We start from the raw sequence: 15,136 nt of genomic DNA on the forward strand, positions 1-15,136 counted from the left end.
CTTAACGTTAATTATGGAAATTTTCAAACTTGCCTATCAGTCATTTATGAGTATTATTACTACTTATAGAGTGTTATGTAACCTGAACAGCGAAAACGATAAATAATACTTGCACAGATGGACAATTCCTCCGTCTTTGATAAAAGAAGCCGCCTGGGAAGCCCAGACGGATGAAAGTTAATCTTTTAATATATTAATCAGGCCAGGCTGGAGGCTTGGGAAGTGAAAGGAAAAACCATGATCCAAGGCTTTTTGCGGAATAACCTTCTGTCCACCAAGGATCATTACGCTCATTTCCCCGAGCATTTTATCAATAATAAATGACGGCACGGAAAGCCAGTGCGGACGTCCAGTCACTTTCGCTATTTCACGTCCGAGTGTTTCCATCTGCGCCGGTTGCGGCGCAGTAATGTTCAATGCACCTTTAATTTCTTTATTTGTAGCTGCAAAAAGAAGCATTTCGACAGTATCTCTTAAATGAATCCAGGAAAACCATTGTTTTCCGCTTCCGATAGTACCGCCGCCAAACATTTTGTAGGCAGAGACAAGTGGCGGAATGAATGCCTGCAAAACGAGACCCATCCGTGCTTTTACTACCCGGATCCCGAGTTCTTCTGCTTTTTCGGCTTCAGCTTCCCAGCATACGGCAACGTCCTGTAAAAAGTTGGATTCACCTTTAGGGGAGTCCTCAGTGAATTCCTTTTCGTCAGAAATGCCGTAGTAGGCCACAGCTGAGGCGCTTACGAGCACCTCGGGTTTATGGCTGCTCGCTTCAAAAATGCGCAGGATTTCCCGTGTGGAATCGATACGGCTGTTTAAAATATCTTCTTTATTCTGTTCTGTCCAACGCTGTGCAATCGATGAGCCTGCGAGATTTATGAAAGCATCCACCGGTGGCAGTTCGTATTCCGGCTTGCTGCCAGGATTCATCCATTCAATAAAAGTGATGTTTTCACTATTTTTTTTATTTTTACTGTTTCTTGTTAAAATATAAATATGGTGGCCCATCTGTTCGAGGTAGCCTGTGAGAGCGGAGCCTACATATCCGCTTCCTCCTGTAATAGCTATATTCACTGTGTATTTCTCCTTTCATTACTTAAGGTGATGTAAAAACGTCACTTTCGAAACTATTCAACTTTACCCAAAAGCAAGTTGTCATAATCATTTTCTAATATGTAAAAGGAGAGGGCTTTCGTGAAAATCACTAAAATTGAAGTGCAGAAAAATAACCCGGAACGCTACAATATTTTCACTGATCAGGCAGGTCGTGAAGCGTTCACGACCGGCGTGGACGAAGCCGTGCTGGTTCAATGGGATCTGAAAAAAGGAAAAGAGCTGACCGAAAAAGAGCTCGAGCTTCTAATTGAAGACGATCACGAGCGCAAGGCCTGGAACAGAGCGCTGCATTACTTATCAAGTGTAATGAGGACGGAAAAAGAAGTATATGATCATTTAATAGAGAAAGAGTTCACGGAAGCTTCTGCAGCGAAAGCGGTGGAAAAGGCGAAAGAATATAAATTCTTAAACGACCGCGAATTTGCTAAAGCTTATGTGCGCACGAAAATCAATACGACGGATAAAGGACCAAAAGTCATCCGGATAGACCTGGAAAAAAAAGGAGTGTCTGAAAAACATGTGTCCGAGGCTATGAAGGCATTGACCGATGAGCTTGCCCTGGACCGGGCGGTGGCAACAGCAGAAAAGAAAGGCCGCCAGAAAAAGGGAGAGTCGGCCGGCTCGGTAAAGCAGCGTCTGTTGCAAATGCTGCTCCGGAAAGGATATGATCATGAAACAGCATCCGCCGCAGTGAAAGAGGCAGATTTTGCCCCTTCGGAGGAGGATGAATGGAACTCGGTGCTAGTGCAGGGAGAAAAGGCTTACCGTAAATGGGGAAATAAGCTCGAAGGCCGTGCACTCGAACAGAAAATTAAAGAGTACCTGTACCGGAAGCAATTTCCGATGGAGCAGATCCAGCGGTTTTTAGATGAAAAGAGAGAGGAGTCCGAAGATGGGAATGGAAAAAAGGTACAGCCAGATGAGCAGGCATGAGCTCGAACAGGAAATCGCGAGCTTAAATGAAAAATCCAAAAAGGCGGAACAAATGGGATGGGGTAATGAATTTGCGGTATATGAGCGTAAAATCGCCATGGCAAAAACGTATCTGCTTGATCCAGCAGACTATCAGCCGGGGGAAACTTACCGGGTCGACCAGGAAGGTTCCACCTTTGAAATAGAATATATCAATGGCGTGTTTGCCTGGGGATACCGGAATAATTCGACTCAGATTGAAGCCCTGCCTTTTTCTCTGCTGGTCAAAAAATAAAGATGGAGGTACAAGCGGAATGGAAACTCAGAAAAATGATTTATTAAAAATTCTTCTTTCAGTTAATAGTCAATTATCAGAAGAAAAAGCCCGGGAGTGGGTGGACTTTCTGTGGGAGGATTTTGAATCTACGCAGGCGAAAGCTGGGCGCACGTACAAAGGCGAAGAAGTAACGGAGCAGATTGTGGAAAAATGGGTCCGGCAGTACGGTCCGCACCTGCATCGTTATGAAGCGACAAATGAGAAGTTTTTTGGAATTAACTAGATAATAATAAAGAGTACGGATCTGTTCTCCGTACTCTTTATTATTGAGTATAATAGGAAAAATCGCGTCCTTTGTCGAGTTTTTTGTGGAGCGTGTCGTCGCTAAAAATCCAGCCAGTGTAAGAAGTCATAATTTCTAATTCCTGGTTCAGCTGAACGACCGCGACAAACGGGTAATACCCTTTGCTGCGGTAACGCAGGTCAATAAATTTCACTTCATAGCCCTCCTCTGTGTCCCGTACGATCCAACGGTACGTAGGAGAAAAGGATAGAAAAGAAGCAAGGTTTCGATCGTTTCGGGCCGCGTTGATGACCGGGTCATCAGGAATAGGTTCAAACGGATACGTTTCAAAGTAACGCAGCCGCCCATTCCGGTAATTGGTGACAAATAATTTGTGCGGCGTCCGGATAACTAAATGCCACCGGTACCAGTTGTATGTCGGTGAGATAAATAGGTGCGTGGCATCCGGATGCAGGCGGCGGGCCCGCTGCAGGACAATGTTTCGGGCCTGAAAACGCCATAAATAATAAAAGAGCAAAAAGACGTATAAAACAATCATCGAGGCTGCTCTTGGTACATCAAACCACCACAGGATAAACACAAACAAGTGGGAAAAAAACAGCACCGAGTCAAAAATATTAATAACGCCTAAAGCTATCCACCGCCTTGTAAAAGGCGACAACGCCTGTGTGCCGTAGGCATTAAAAATATCCACGAAGACATGCAGGGCCACAGCGATAAAAGACCAGAACCATAGATGTGAAAAAGCAATATCCGGCGAGAACATATATATAATGGCTGCAAGCAGCACCGGCCAGATTAAGACGGCGGGTATAGAGTGAGTTGGGCCGCGGTGGTAGCGGATATAGACGGCATTGTTTTTCAGTTTTAACACGGTATCAAAATCAGGGGCCTGTGACCCTATAATTGTTGCGATCAGGACTGTACCCATTGCTCCACTTTCAGGTGAAATAGTGGGATCAATGGTGGCGAGGCCGCCGAGGCCAATCCCCATCACTGTATGAGTTGCTGTATCCATTGGCACCACCTTTAATTTATGGCATGCTGAAACAAAAAAAGCCTGTGGCATCAAACAAGCACAGACTGTATCAGCGTAGTTTCATCATACCCTAAACAGTTTGTTTCAAAAAGGAGAATTGCATGAATCCGCAGAAATACGTCGTTTTTATGGAGTACCGGGTTTTGGAAGAAAAAAGAGCGGAATTTTTACGCACCATGGAAGAGATTTCTTCTGCAATGCTCAAGAAGCAGGTGAACGATTACGAGTGGTTTGAGTCTGTGGACCAGGGTGCTTTGTTTGTGGAAATGTTTTCAGTTAATACACTCGAGCAATATAACGTTCTTAGGACTGAACGAACAGAGAAAAGTGACAGCGTGTTCGGCCGCCTTGATGAATTTGTCCCCGGAGGCATAAAAAAAGTGCACTGCTGGTGTTTCAAAAAAAAGGGCCCTCATGGCAACGAAAATAAAGAGAAAGAGTGAACAGCTATGCATCCACTACTGGAGAATTTTTCGCCGGAGCAGTTTCAACAGGACTTAGTTGGCTGGTACCGGGACCAAAAAAGGGATCTGCCGTGGCGGAGAAGCGCCGATCCTTACCACATATGGATTTCAGAAATTATGCTTCAACAGACAAAAGTCGATACAGTCATTCCGTATTATTACCGTTTTTTAGAAGCGTTTCCTACTATTGAAGCTTTGGCACAAGCAGAAGAAGACCAGGTTATGAAGCAATGGGAAGGCCTGGGGTATTATTCGCGGGCGAGAAATTTGCATCAGGCGGTCAAAGAAGTAGCTGAAGAATACGGAGGGATAGTCCCCAGCGGCAAAAAAGAGTTTCGGTCTTTAAAGGGGGTCGGGCCCTATACAGCAGGGGCGGTACTCAGCATCGCTTTTGACAAACCGGAGCCGGCAGTGGATGGAAACGTGATGCGCGTATTTTCCAGGCTTTTATGCTTATATGAAGATATCGGCAAACAGTCCACAAAAAGTACGTTTGAAGCAGTGCTTGGCGAAATTCTGCCGCTTACCTCCCCCTCGGACTTTAATCAAGCAGTGATGGAGCTTGGTGCTCTTATCTGTACGCCAACCTCACCGGGCTGCCTGCTGTGCCCGGTGCAGGAACACTGTAAAGCAAGAGCAGCGGGGGTGCAGGAGGAACTGCCGGTAAAAGAAAAGAAAAAAGCGCCAAGAAAACAGGAGATGGCAGCGGCTATTATTTGGAACGGCAGGGGGGAAATATTAATCCACCAGCGTCCAGATAAAGGCCTGCTGGCCAGGCTATGGGAATTTCCTAACACGGCAGTGGAAAAAGAAGCGGAGCGGGCTGAAGAGATGGGGGCCTATCTTGAAGCAGAAGCATCCGTAACCCCTGAAATTGAGCGCCCGGTTCAACGAGTGGAACAAACATTTTCACATTTGATCTGGAACGTGCATGTATACGAGGGTAAGGCTGAAAGAACTGGATTGCCGGAGGGCTGGCAGTGGGTCCCGCTGGATGACATAGCAAACTACGCTTTGCCTGTGGCTCACCAGAAAATATATAAAACACTGGTTGAAAGGATGGAGTTAAAGTGAGTAAAGCTTTTGAAGGGAAGAAAGTTCTAGTTACAGGTGGTTCGAAAGGGATAGGAAAAGGCATCGCCAAGGCGTTTTACAGCGAAGGAGCCGAGGTTGGCATTTTAGCGCGTTCAGAAGAGGGGCTGAAAGCCGCCAAAGAAGAAATAGGAAATGTTTGGACCTGCGTCTGTGACGTAACTGTGGGCAAAGAAAGAGAAACTGCCTTTCAAAATTTTGTAGAAGCTTCCGGCGGAATCGATGTGCTTGTGAATAATGCCGGTGGCAGCAGCGGCAGTAAGATTGCAGATACTTCGATGGAGGAATTTGCGCAGGCAATGGAAACAAATTACTTTCAGGCTGTGCACTTCAGTAAAATGGCGCACGAGCAAATGAAAGAACATGGCGGAGCGGTTATCAATATCACTTCGATATTTGGAAAGGAAGCTGGTGGAAAAGCAACATACAACAACGCCAAAGCGGCATTGATCAGCTTCACAAAAGCAGCTGGCAACGAGTGGATAAAGGACGGGGTACGGGTGAATTCGATTGCCCCAGGTTCAATTTTGCATCCTACTGGTAACTGGCAGAAGCGGATAGAAGAAGATCCGGAAGCGATGGAGCGTTTTGTAGACGAAAATATTCCTGCTGGAAGATTCGGTAATGTGGAGGAAGTGGCAGATGCGGCGTTGTTTCTCGCTTCGCATGAAGCGCGCTGGCTGGTTGGTACAACGCTTACCGCTGATGGGGGACAGTCCCGGATGAATATATAAAACCGAAGGCCACAGCCTTCGGTTTTACTTTTATTCAGAAACAGTAAGCACGAGGTTGCCGGCATAGCGCTTGTTTTCTAAATCTTCATGAGCCTGGGCGGCTTCATCCATCGGATAGGTCCGGGCTACGTGAGGAGAAAAGAGTCCCTGTTCATAAGACTGCTGCACGCCGGAAGCTGCTTTCTGCAAGGCCGGAAGAGGGGCTGTAAAAAGCAAAATGCCAAGAATGGAGGCATATTTTTGGTTTAACAGCTGCCACGGAAAAGCCGGCATATTGTTTACCGGCGAGCCGACCGCGACAACTCGTCCTCCTGGTGAGAGTATATGCAGGTCTGTAGAAGCATTTTCACTAAAAGACATATCAAGGATAACATCAGCGCCCGGCTTTCCGGAAGCGGAGGCAAAATCCTCCTTCCAACCGTTGTTGTTTAGGTTCAATACGACATCTGCCCCGGCGCGGCGGGCGATTTCATTCTTTTCATTGGTGCTCGCTGGAGTGATCACGAAGGCATTATGATGCTTGGCCAGCTGAATGGCGGCATGGCCGACTGCACCGGCACCTCCGTAGATAAATACGGTTTCTCCGGGCTGAAGAGCGGCCCGGAAAAACAAAGCCAAATGAGCAGTAAGAGCAGGTATGCCGAGAGATGCTCCTTCGGTAAAACTCATAGTATCAGGAAGGGGAAAAATGTTAGAAGCGGGGGCGGCTGCCCACTCTGCAGCGGCACTTGGAATGTTTGTCCCCCACACCCGGTCTCCCGGCTGAAAGTTACCTGCACTACTGCCAACTTCTTCAACAATTCCGGCAGCATCAAAATGGGGAATAGCCGGAAAGGAGGACACGGGGCGTTTACCGGAGCGGAAATACGTATCCACGGGGTTGAGGCCGGCTGCCTTCACCCGTATAAGTATTTCATCCGGCTTGATACCGGGCTTTTCCACCTCTTCTATAGTTAGAACTTCCGGTGTTCCCTGCTCATAATAAACGACTGCTTTCAAAAAATCGTCTCCTTTCGTTTGGCAAATGGATAGTTTTCTCCTCTCTTTAATCGTAACAGTTTTTCAGATCGGGTGAAGAAATGTATAATAGGAAATGATAGAAAAGAAGACAGCAAAATCGCAGAAGAAGGGAGGCAGAACATATTGGCCGAGCGTAATGAAATCGCCGCAAGCTTCCCGGAAACAGGTAAGCCTATCCAGGTGCAGAGTTATAAGCATAACGGATCGCTCCACCGTGTATGGGAAGAGACATTAATACTGAAAGGCACGAGCAGAGAAATTATTGGCGGGAACGATCGTATTTTGGTTCATGAATCGGACGGAAGGGTTTGGAGAACGAGAGAGCCTGCTATCTGTTATTTTCATGCCGAGAAATGGTTTAACGTTATCGGCATGATCCGGTCGGACGGCGTGCACTATTATTGCAATCTGGGGACGCCGTTTGTCTACGACAGTGAAGCTCTTAAATATATCGATTATGATTTGGACATTAAAGTTTTTCCGGACATGACCTACAATTTACTGGACGAAGACGAGTATGCCCAGCATAAAAAAGAAATGAATTACCCTGCACAGATAGATGAAAAGATGGACACGAGTATTCGGGAACTGCAGAATTGGATCTGCCAGAGAAAAGGCCCATTTAACTCTCATTTTATCGAACAGTGGTATGAGCGTTTTTTGTTTTTTCGATAAGAGGTGAAAAAGATGGGCAGTATTAAACGCTACATGCAGTTTGTGCGGCCGTACAATAAAATAATTGCGGTAACAGTGATCATTGGTATTTTTAAATTCGGTCTGCCGCTTTTAACGCCGCTCATTCTTGCTTATATTATAGACCACGTGCTGTTGGCCGATGGCATGGCAACAGCTGAAAAAGCACGAGTGCTCGCCTGGCTGGCAGGCGGAGCGGTTGTGCTTTTTATTATCGTTCGTCCGCCGATTGAATATTACCGGCAGTACTTTGCCCAGTGGACGGGCAATAAGATTTTATACGATATCCGTGATCAATTATTCAGTCATATTCAGAAATTGAGCCTTCGTTTTTATTCCAATCGAAAGGCAGGCGAAATTATTTCGCGGGTGATCAATGATGTCGAGCTGACCAAAGACTTTGTCATCACCGGCCTGATGAATATATGGCTTGATCTTGCCACGATTATCATTGCGCTCATTATTATGTTTACGATGGACGTGGAACTGACGCTGGTCGCGATGTTGTTTTTACCTATTTATGCCTTTTTCATTAAATATTTTTATTCGAGGCTGCGGGATTTAACAAAAGCAAGGTCGCAGGCGCTTGCAAACGTGCAGGGACATCTGCATGAACGAGTGCAGGGGATGAGTGTGATCCGGAGCTTTGCCCTTGAAAATCACGAGCAGGGCCAGTTTGATACAAGAAACAAGCAGTTTTTGGACCGGGCGGTGGATCATACGCGCTGGAATGCTAAAACGTTCGCAGCCGTTAACACCGTCACGGACGTGGCCCCGCTTGTAGTTATTCTGGCCGCCGGCATGGCTGTTTTGTACGGAAATTTATCCGTCGGGGAAATGGTGGCGTTCACCTCTTACATGGAGAGACTTTACAGTCCGCTCCGTCGTCTGGTGAATTCATCTACCACTCTTGTGCAGTCGATTGCGTCAATGGACCGGGTGTTTGAATTCATTGATGAAAAATACGATATTACTGACAAAGAAACAGCCGTACCGGTAAAGCATGTCAAAGGCGATATTCGGTTTGACCACGTATGGTTTAAATATGAAGAGGATACTAACGATGTATTAAAAGACGTGGATATGCATGTGCGGCCGGGGGAAACGATCGCGCTTGTCGGGATGAGCGGCGGCGGTAAAAGTACGATCGTCAGCCTTCTCCCGAGGTTTTATGATGTCACCGGGGGCGCTCTGCTCCTGGACGGAAAAGATGTGCGGGACTATGAAGTACGTACGCTCCGGGATCATATCGGTATGGTGCTTCAGGACAACATTTTGTTCAGCGAATCAGTGAAGGAAAATATCCGGATGGGAAAACCGGATGCCACGGATGAAGAAGTCATACAGGCGGCGCGCATGGCGAATGCTGAAGTTTTCATAAATGAACTGCCGCTTGGCTATGATACTCCGGTCGGGGAGCGGGGTGTGAAGCTTTCCGGCGGACAGAAACAGCGGATTGCCATTGCGCGTGTGTTTTTGAAGAATCCATCCATACTTGTATTTGATGAAGCGACATCGGCACTGGATTTAGAGAGCGAACATTATATCCAGGAAGCAATGGAGCGGCTCGCCCAGGACAGAACCACATTTATTGTGGCGCATAGGCTTTCGACAATCACACACGCGGACCGGATTGTTGTAATTGAAGACGGACGTGTGGTGGAATCAGGAAGCCACGAGCAGTTAATGATGGCAGAAGGCTCTTATCAGAGGCTGTTTGACGTTCAGCACGTGTAACAGAGGAAAAGGGAGGCAACTATGGAAGAAGTCAAAAATTATTTCAAACACCATCGAAGCAGCCATTTAAGTCAGCTGAAAGAATTTTTATCGATACCAAGCATCAGTGCAGACCCTGACCACAAGCCGGATATGGAGACTGCTGCCTCCTGGGTAAAAGAAAGTATGCAGGCGGCTGGTCTGGAAAACACAGCTGTCATGGACACAGGTGGACACCCGGTGGTATATGGCGACTGGATCCATGCTCCGGGGAAACCTACGGTGCTGTTTTACGGGCATTACGACGTGCAGCCGGCCGATCCGGTTGAACTGTGGGAAACGCCGCCGTTTCAGCCGGAAATACGAAATGAAAAAATTTATGCCCGCGGCGCTACGGATGATAAAGGCCAGGTGTTTATGCATCTTAAAACGATTGAAGCCTTTATGCGGACGAAACAGGAACTTCCGGTGAACGTAAAATTTTGTATTGAAGGAGAAGAAGAGATCGGCAGTCCCAATTTGGACGAGTTTGTGGAAAAGCATCGGGAACTCCTCCAGGGAGACGTACTGCTGGTTTCTGATACCCCAATGCTTGAAAAGGGCCGGCCGACAGTGTGCTATGGACTTCGGGGGCTTGCAGGTATTCAAATCGATGTGAGCGGGGCTAAAGGAGATCTGCATTCCGGCCTGTACGGCGGCGGGGTCGCGAACCCGCTTCATGCACTGGCTGATATACTTGCTTCTATGCACGATGAAAGCGGCCATATTACCGTTGATGGCTTTTACGACCGGGTTCTTTCGCTTACCGATCAGGAACGCCGCGCGTACGCGGAGCTTTCGTATGATGAGGAAAATACAAGAAAAGAATTAAACGTACCGGAACTGTTTGGCGAAGAAGGATTTTCGTTTCTGGAAAGAACGTGGGCCCGTCCGACCCTTGAAATTAACGGCATGCACGGAGGCTTCCAGGGAGAAGGGATCAAGACGGTACTGCCTTCTGCGGCTTCAGCCAAGATTACGTGCCGGCTCGTGCCTGACCAGGATCCGGACGAAGTCGTGGAAAAGCTGACGGCTCATGTTCAGCGAAAAACACCGAAAGGCGTGGAGGTGGAGGTGACTCCGTTTGATAAAGGGCGGCCGTTTGTCACTCCATTTGACCATCCGGCCATTCAGGCAGCCGGAAGGGCGCTTGAAACAGCGTACGGGACGACGGCGGCATATACGAGAATGGGAGGGTCTGTGCCTGTCATTGAAACTTTTTCTCAAATTTTAAATGTGCCAGTGGCATTGATGGGATTCGGCCTCCCTACCGAAAACTTCCATGCGCCGAACGAACATTTTCACCTGGAAAACTATGATAAAGGCCTTGAAGCTTTGGCAGAATATTTAGCGGAGATTAGTGAAAATTTATAAACGAAAGGAGGGCTTCCGAAATAGGGAGCCCTCCTTTTAATTTTCTAATTCTCTATGGCAAAAAAGTCTTCGCTGCTGTGGTAACGGAAATAGGTCTCAACAAGCCGGTCGAGGTGTTCAAGCTGCTCATTATACTCGACGATGTGTGCGACAATTGGAAGAAGATGAAGCCATTCCGAGCGGTCAATATTTTGGCGGTCGTACATTTCCATAAGCTGGTCGGTTAAGGATACCCTGCCTTCATCGACCTCTTCTGCCATTTCCTCTGTAAGATGAGTAGTGACCTTGCCTACATAACGCTGGAGAATTCTGTCGTGGTAATCCATAAGATGATCAAGCTGATTGCGGATAGCCTCCTGCATTTCTGACGATGTATGCTGCATATCATTTTCAAATTTATCAAGCGTACGCAGAATGGTCACGATTTTATTCATCGAAGCGATCATCTGCTTGAAAAGAACGACTCGCCGATCCCGTGTAAGGCGTGCTTTTTTTGTGTACACGCGTTCTTCTTTAAACAGGAGGTAAAGGTTTTCGATGGAAACGGTCTGATCTTTAAGAGAAGAAAGGTCTTTTCGCAGCGTCTGCCGATTAGTTTCATGTCTTCCAAGCAGCCGAATCCACTGAATAGTATCCTGGGTTACATCACGAATCTGCTGATAAAGCTTGGTTTCATGTTTTGGCGGCAGGAAAAGCATGTTGACTAAAAACGAAGCTGCAATTCCAAGCATGATCAGGGCAAACCGCTCGGAGGCAAACAAAATAAAATTATCGTTTCCAGGCCTGCCCATGATAATGATGACTGTCACAACAGCAATTGGGATGGTGGAGGCGTCCAGTTTCAAACCTAGAATGCCTGCAATAATAATCATGACTGTGACTCCAATAATTACCGGCTCGTGACCGAATGCAAGGACCATAACTATCGCTGTGCCGGCCCCGATAACGTTGGCCTGCAACTGGTCCAGGATCGTTTGAAACGTACGGGATATTGACGGTTGAATAGCGAAAGTAGCGGCGATCGCTGCGAAAAAAGGAGGATTCAATCCAATCCACGATGCTGCGTATATAGCTAGAACGATCGCAAGACCGGTCTTGAAAATTCTGGCTCCCAGCTTCATAACGGATTGTATTCCTTTCTATATTGAACTTAGTAAATGTGGCTGCTTAACGCTGCAAAGGCCTGGTCCGAAGCTTCCAGCGTTTCTTCTATGTCCTCAATACTGTGTTCAGTGGTGAGAAACCAGGCTTCGTATTTTGAAGGAGCAAGATGAACGCCCCGGTCAAGCATTTCTTTAAAGAAAATGCTGAACCTTTCAGAGTTCGAACGTTCAGCCCCTTTATAATCTTTTACTGTTTCCTTTGTAAAATAAATGGTGAACATCCCTTTTAACCGATTGATTGTAACGGGAATGCTGTATTTTTCAGCCTGCTCGAGAAGGCCCGTTTCAAGGCGTTGACCGAGTTGGTCTAACGTGTCGTACACCCCGTCTTTTTCCAACACTTCAAGGCAGGCAATGCCCGCGCGCATAGAGGCCGGGTTTCCGGACATCGTCCCTGCCTGATAGGCCGGGCCCAGAGGAGCGACCTGCTCCATGACGTCGACCCGGCCGCCATACGCACCGATCGGGAGGCCGCCTCCGATAATCTTTCCCATAGCGGTCATGTCGGGTTCTACGTGGAGCATATTTTGAGCGGCCCCGTAGGTGAAACGAAAAGCCGTAATTACTTCATCAAAAATAAGAAGAGAGCCTGAATCATGCGTCAATTTTTTGATTTCTTCAAGATACCCGGGTTCTGGCTCCACCAGGCCGAAATTGCCGACGATAGGCTCGATAAGAACAGCGGCCGTTTCGTCACCCCAGCGGTCGATAGCCTCGCGGAAGCTGTCAATGTCGTTAAAAGGAACAGTGATGACTTCTGCAGCTATATTGGGAGTAACGCCTGCAGAGTCCGGTGATCCCAGCGTCGATGGGCCGGAGCCGGCTGCCACAAGCACAAGATCGGAATGGCCGTGGTAGCAGCCTTCGAATTTAATGATTTTATGTTTGCCGGTATAGGCTCTGGCTACACGGATAGTTGTCATTACAGCTTCGGTGCCGGAATTGACAAATCTGACTTTCTCGAGAGAAGGGACTGCTTCCTTCAGTTTTTCAGCAAAAATATTTTCCCATTTAGTGGGAGTGCCAAGCAGAGTGCCAGTACGGGCAGCTTCACTAATGGCTTCAGCAATGTGCGGGTGGCCGTGTCCGGTGATTATAGGTCCGTAAGCTCCGAGGTAATCAATGTATCGGTTGTTATCTTCATCAAACAAATGTGCACCACGTCCCTCTTTCATAAAAACCGGGGTTCCGCCTCCAACCCCCTTAAAAGAACGAGAGGGGCTGTTCACACCGCCCACAATTAAATCGCAGGCTTCATTGTAGAGTTCAACAGATTTTTCATAGGACATATTTTCTTAACTCTCCTTACTATCAACTATTTCTTATCTATTGTATCATGGAGAAGTAAAGCAAAAACCATGATATCATAAGATGAAAACCATTGTTGAGGTGATTGATGTGAGTACAGAAGAAAGCAGTGTAAACCCAAAAGACTTGGAAGGGGAAAAAGCACCCGATTTTGAACTCCCCGCTACTACGGGTGAGAATATTCGTTTAAGTGATTACCAGGGACAAAACGTGATTTTGTATTTTTATCCTAAAGACAACACCCCTGGATGTACGACTGAAGCCTGCGACTTCAGAGATGCGCTGCCGGAATTAAACGATAAAAATGTTAAAGTGCTCGGGGTCAGCCCGGATTCAATGAAAAAACACGAAAATTTTACAGCCAAGCACGACCTTTCTTTTCCTCTTTTGTCTGATGAGGAACAGGAAGCGGCTGCTGCCTATGGAGTATGGAAGTGGAAGAAAAACTTTGGTAAAGAATACCTTGGAATTGTAAGGTCCACTTTTTTCATTGATACAGAAGGAACCGTGCAAAAAGTTTGGGACGAAGTGAAGGTAAAGAATCATATTGGAGAAGTATCCGGGTACGTTGATGAATTCTTATCATCTTCCAAAAAGTAGGAGGCGGATGAACACATGAAGCTGCTTCTTTGCATTATTGATAACTTTTATACCGATCAGGTAGAGATGGAAATGAAAGAAAAGGGTTACCGTATGACTGAAATCGCAAGCAGCGGGGGATTTCTAAAAAAGGGAAATACAACGTTTTTGTTTGGCGTGGACGAAGAGGAAGTGCCAAAGTTAAAAACAGATTTAAAAGATATATGTTTGGCTTACGAAAAGCATAGAAAAAAACGACCTGAACATTCGAATAGGTTTACTTCATTTCTTTTGGATGTTTCAATGCTTCCTTTTTTTCAATCAGCCGGAGCAGATGAGAATAGCTGACCCCTTTCATTGACAACAATCACGGGGGTCCGATAGAATAGATTATAAGAATTACAAATAAAGAATCGTTTTACAGGAAGAGAGGTGCATGACGATGGCGAGCGCTAGCCTACAGGAAGCAGTAAGTGTCTTGAAAAGCACGAACGTTCGGATGACACCGCAGCGTCATGCTATTTTGGAATTTCTGCACTCTTCAATGAGCCATCCGACTGCTGACGATATCTATAAATCTCTTGAAGAACGTTTTCCGAACATGAGTGTAGCTACGGTCTACAACAATCTTCGGGTTTTTAAAGACGCCGGTATAGTGAAGGAGTTAACCTATGGGGACTCCTCGAGCAGGTTCGACTGCGTTACTTCAGATCATTACCATGTAATATGTAATGATTGCGGGAAAATTGTAGACTTTCATTATCCAGGCCTGGATGAAGTAGAAACGTTAGCTGAACACGTGACCGGCTTTGAAATTGAAGATCATCGGTTAGAAATATATGGAACATGTACAGAATGTACAAAGATGAGCAAACAGTAAGCTGTTTTTGAAGCCTTCATCTTCTTCATAGATGAAGGCTTTTGTATGCATTTTAAACAGAAAAAATCCATTTAAAACTAATTTAAAATTATTTTGCAAAAATGGTTGACGGTCTTATGGGCCGATGTTATATTACTAATTGTCGCCAAAACGGCTGACAAAAACGAGAATAACGAAATAAAACTTCTTAAAAAAGTTGTTGACATTCATTATTCAAAAATGATAAATTATAAAAGTCGCTATTTAGCGATGGATCGTTCTTTGAAAAGGAAAGACAAGCCAGAGCCCCAATCAAAAGCAACACTTTTTTAGGGCATCACTGATGCCACAGCATCAAACTTTTTACGGAGAGTTTGATCCTGGCTCAGGACGAACGCTGGCGGCGTGCCTAATACATGCAAGTCGAGCGCGGGAAGCCGGCGGACT

The 15,136-nt window shown here is 46.4% G+C and carries 17 protein-coding genes and 1 rRNA gene; 13 read left to right on the forward strand and 5 right to left on the reverse strand.

Going from position 1 to position 15,136, the window contains the following annotated elements; genetic code table 11:
* Positions 1 to 177 precede the first annotated feature (177 nt).
* Positions 178 to 1,074, reverse strand: coding sequence for a TIGR01777 family oxidoreductase (locus B5066_RS02320; RefSeq protein WP_079474341.1), 897 nt, complete (start codon positions 1,072 to 1,074; stop codon positions 178 to 180).
* Between the two features lie 120 nt (positions 1,075 to 1,194).
* Between B5066_RS02320 and recX the strand changes: the two genes are divergently transcribed.
* From recX to B5066_RS02335, 3 genes are read left to right on the forward strand one after another with little or no spacing between them, the layout of a single operon-like run.
* Complete coding sequence (gene recX / locus B5066_RS02325; protein ID WP_079474342.1) at positions 1,195 to 2,049, forward strand: recombination regulator RecX; 855 nt, start codon at positions 1,195 to 1,197, stop codon at positions 2,047 to 2,049.
* A complete protein-coding gene (locus tag B5066_RS02330; protein WP_079474373.1) occupies positions 2,015 to 2,323 on the forward strand; it encodes a YfhH family protein in 309 nt (102 codons plus the stop codon). Before recX ends, B5066_RS02330 begins: the two co-directional genes overlap by 35 nt.
* Before the next feature lie 19 nt (positions 2,324 to 2,342).
* Positions 2,343 to 2,588, forward strand: a complete 246-nt coding sequence (locus B5066_RS02335) for a YfhJ family protein (protein ID WP_079474343.1) — start codon at positions 2,343 to 2,345, stop codon at positions 2,586 to 2,588.
* A 40-nt stretch (positions 2,589 to 2,628) separates the two neighbouring features.
* Here B5066_RS02335 and B5066_RS02340 read toward each other — a convergent pair whose 3' ends face one another.
* Complete coding sequence (locus tag B5066_RS02340) at positions 2,629 to 3,627, reverse strand: metal-dependent hydrolase (RefSeq protein ID WP_079474344.1); 999 nt, start codon at positions 3,625 to 3,627, stop codon at positions 2,629 to 2,631.
* A gap of 122 nt (positions 3,628 to 3,749) precedes the next feature.
* On the opposite strand from B5066_RS02340, the gene B5066_RS02345 reads away from it, so the two are divergent.
* From B5066_RS02345 to B5066_RS02355, 3 genes are read left to right on the forward strand one after another with little or no spacing between them, the layout of a single operon-like run.
* Positions 3,750 to 4,091, forward strand: a complete 342-nt coding sequence (locus B5066_RS02345) for an MFS transporter (RefSeq protein WP_079474345.1) — start codon at positions 3,750 to 3,752, stop codon at positions 4,089 to 4,091.
* Positions 4,092 to 4,097: 6 nt separating this feature from the next.
* Positions 4,098 to 5,186, forward strand: a complete 1,089-nt coding sequence (gene mutY / locus B5066_RS02350) for an A/G-specific adenine glycosylase (protein ID WP_079474346.1) — start codon at positions 4,098 to 4,100, stop codon at positions 5,184 to 5,186.
* Entirely contained in the window at positions 5,183 to 5,938 is a 756-nt protein-coding gene (locus tag B5066_RS02355) for an SDR family NAD(P)-dependent oxidoreductase (protein WP_079474347.1), read from the forward strand. Before mutY ends, B5066_RS02355 begins: the two co-directional genes overlap by 4 nt.
* 30 nt (positions 5,939 to 5,968) lie before the next feature.
* Here B5066_RS02355 and B5066_RS02360 read toward each other — a convergent pair whose 3' ends face one another.
* Entirely contained in the window at positions 5,969 to 6,937 is a 969-nt protein-coding gene (locus B5066_RS02360; protein ID WP_079474348.1) for an NADPH:quinone reductase, read from the reverse strand.
* 144 nt (positions 6,938 to 7,081) lie between these two features.
* On the opposite strand from B5066_RS02360, the gene ntdP reads away from it, so the two are divergent.
* From ntdP to B5066_RS02375, 3 genes are read left to right on the forward strand one after another with little or no spacing between them, the layout of a single operon-like run.
* Positions 7,082 to 7,633: a nucleoside tri-diphosphate phosphatase gene (gene ntdP, locus B5066_RS02365; protein WP_244897331.1), complete on the forward strand. Its 552-nt coding sequence runs from the start codon at positions 7,082 to 7,084 to the stop codon at positions 7,631 to 7,633.
* Positions 7,634 to 7,645: 12 nt separating this feature from the next.
* Positions 7,646 to 9,388 carry an ABC transporter ATP-binding protein gene (locus B5066_RS02370; RefSeq protein WP_079474349.1) on the forward strand — a complete coding sequence of 581 codons (1,743 nt, stop codon included), beginning with the start codon at positions 7,646 to 7,648 and terminating at the stop codon, positions 9,386 to 9,388.
* Between the two features lie 21 nt (positions 9,389 to 9,409).
* Positions 9,410 to 10,780 carry a dipeptidase gene (locus tag B5066_RS02375; RefSeq protein ID WP_079474350.1) on the forward strand — a complete coding sequence of 457 codons (1,371 nt, stop codon included), beginning with the start codon at positions 9,410 to 9,412 and terminating at the stop codon, positions 10,778 to 10,780.
* Between the two features lie 44 nt (positions 10,781 to 10,824).
* Here the strand turns inward: B5066_RS02375 and B5066_RS02380 are convergent, their stop codons facing one another.
* The gene (locus B5066_RS02380) at positions 10,825 to 11,901 is read right to left on the reverse strand and encodes an FUSC family protein (RefSeq protein WP_079474351.1); all 1,077 of its coding nucleotides are present in this window, start codon (positions 11,899 to 11,901) and stop codon (positions 10,825 to 10,827) included.
* A 29-nt stretch (positions 11,902 to 11,930) separates the two neighbouring features.
* Positions 11,931 to 13,232 (reverse strand): glutamate-1-semialdehyde 2,1-aminomutase, encoded by a 1,302-nt coding sequence (locus tag B5066_RS02385; RefSeq protein ID WP_079474352.1) that lies wholly within the window; start codon positions 13,230 to 13,232, stop codon positions 11,931 to 11,933.
* 82 nt (positions 13,233 to 13,314) lie between these two features.
* Between B5066_RS02385 and bcp the strand changes: the two genes are divergently transcribed.
* The 4 genes from bcp to B5066_RS16880 form a co-directional block, all read left to right on the forward strand.
* A complete protein-coding gene (gene bcp, locus B5066_RS02390; RefSeq protein ID WP_079474353.1) occupies positions 13,315 to 13,851 on the forward strand; it encodes a thioredoxin-dependent thiol peroxidase in 537 nt (178 codons plus the stop codon).
* A 15-nt stretch (positions 13,852 to 13,866) separates the two neighbouring features.
* Positions 13,867 to 14,178, forward strand: coding sequence for a cyclic-di-AMP receptor (locus B5066_RS02395; RefSeq protein ID WP_079474354.1), 312 nt, complete (start codon positions 13,867 to 13,869; stop codon positions 14,176 to 14,178).
* Between the two features lie 94 nt (positions 14,179 to 14,272).
* Positions 14,273 to 14,710 (forward strand): peroxide-responsive transcriptional repressor PerR, encoded by a 438-nt coding sequence (gene perR / locus B5066_RS02400; RefSeq protein WP_079474375.1) that lies wholly within the window; start codon positions 14,273 to 14,275, stop codon positions 14,708 to 14,710.
* Positions 14,711 to 15,051: 341 nt separating this feature from the next.
* Positions 15,052 to 15,136 (forward strand): 16S ribosomal RNA (locus B5066_RS16880); the annotation flags it as partial.

This window comes from Marinococcus halophilus (genome assembly GCF_900166605.1).
Classification (GTDB): Bacteria; Bacillota; Bacilli; order Bacillales; family Marinococcaceae; genus Marinococcus; species Marinococcus halophilus.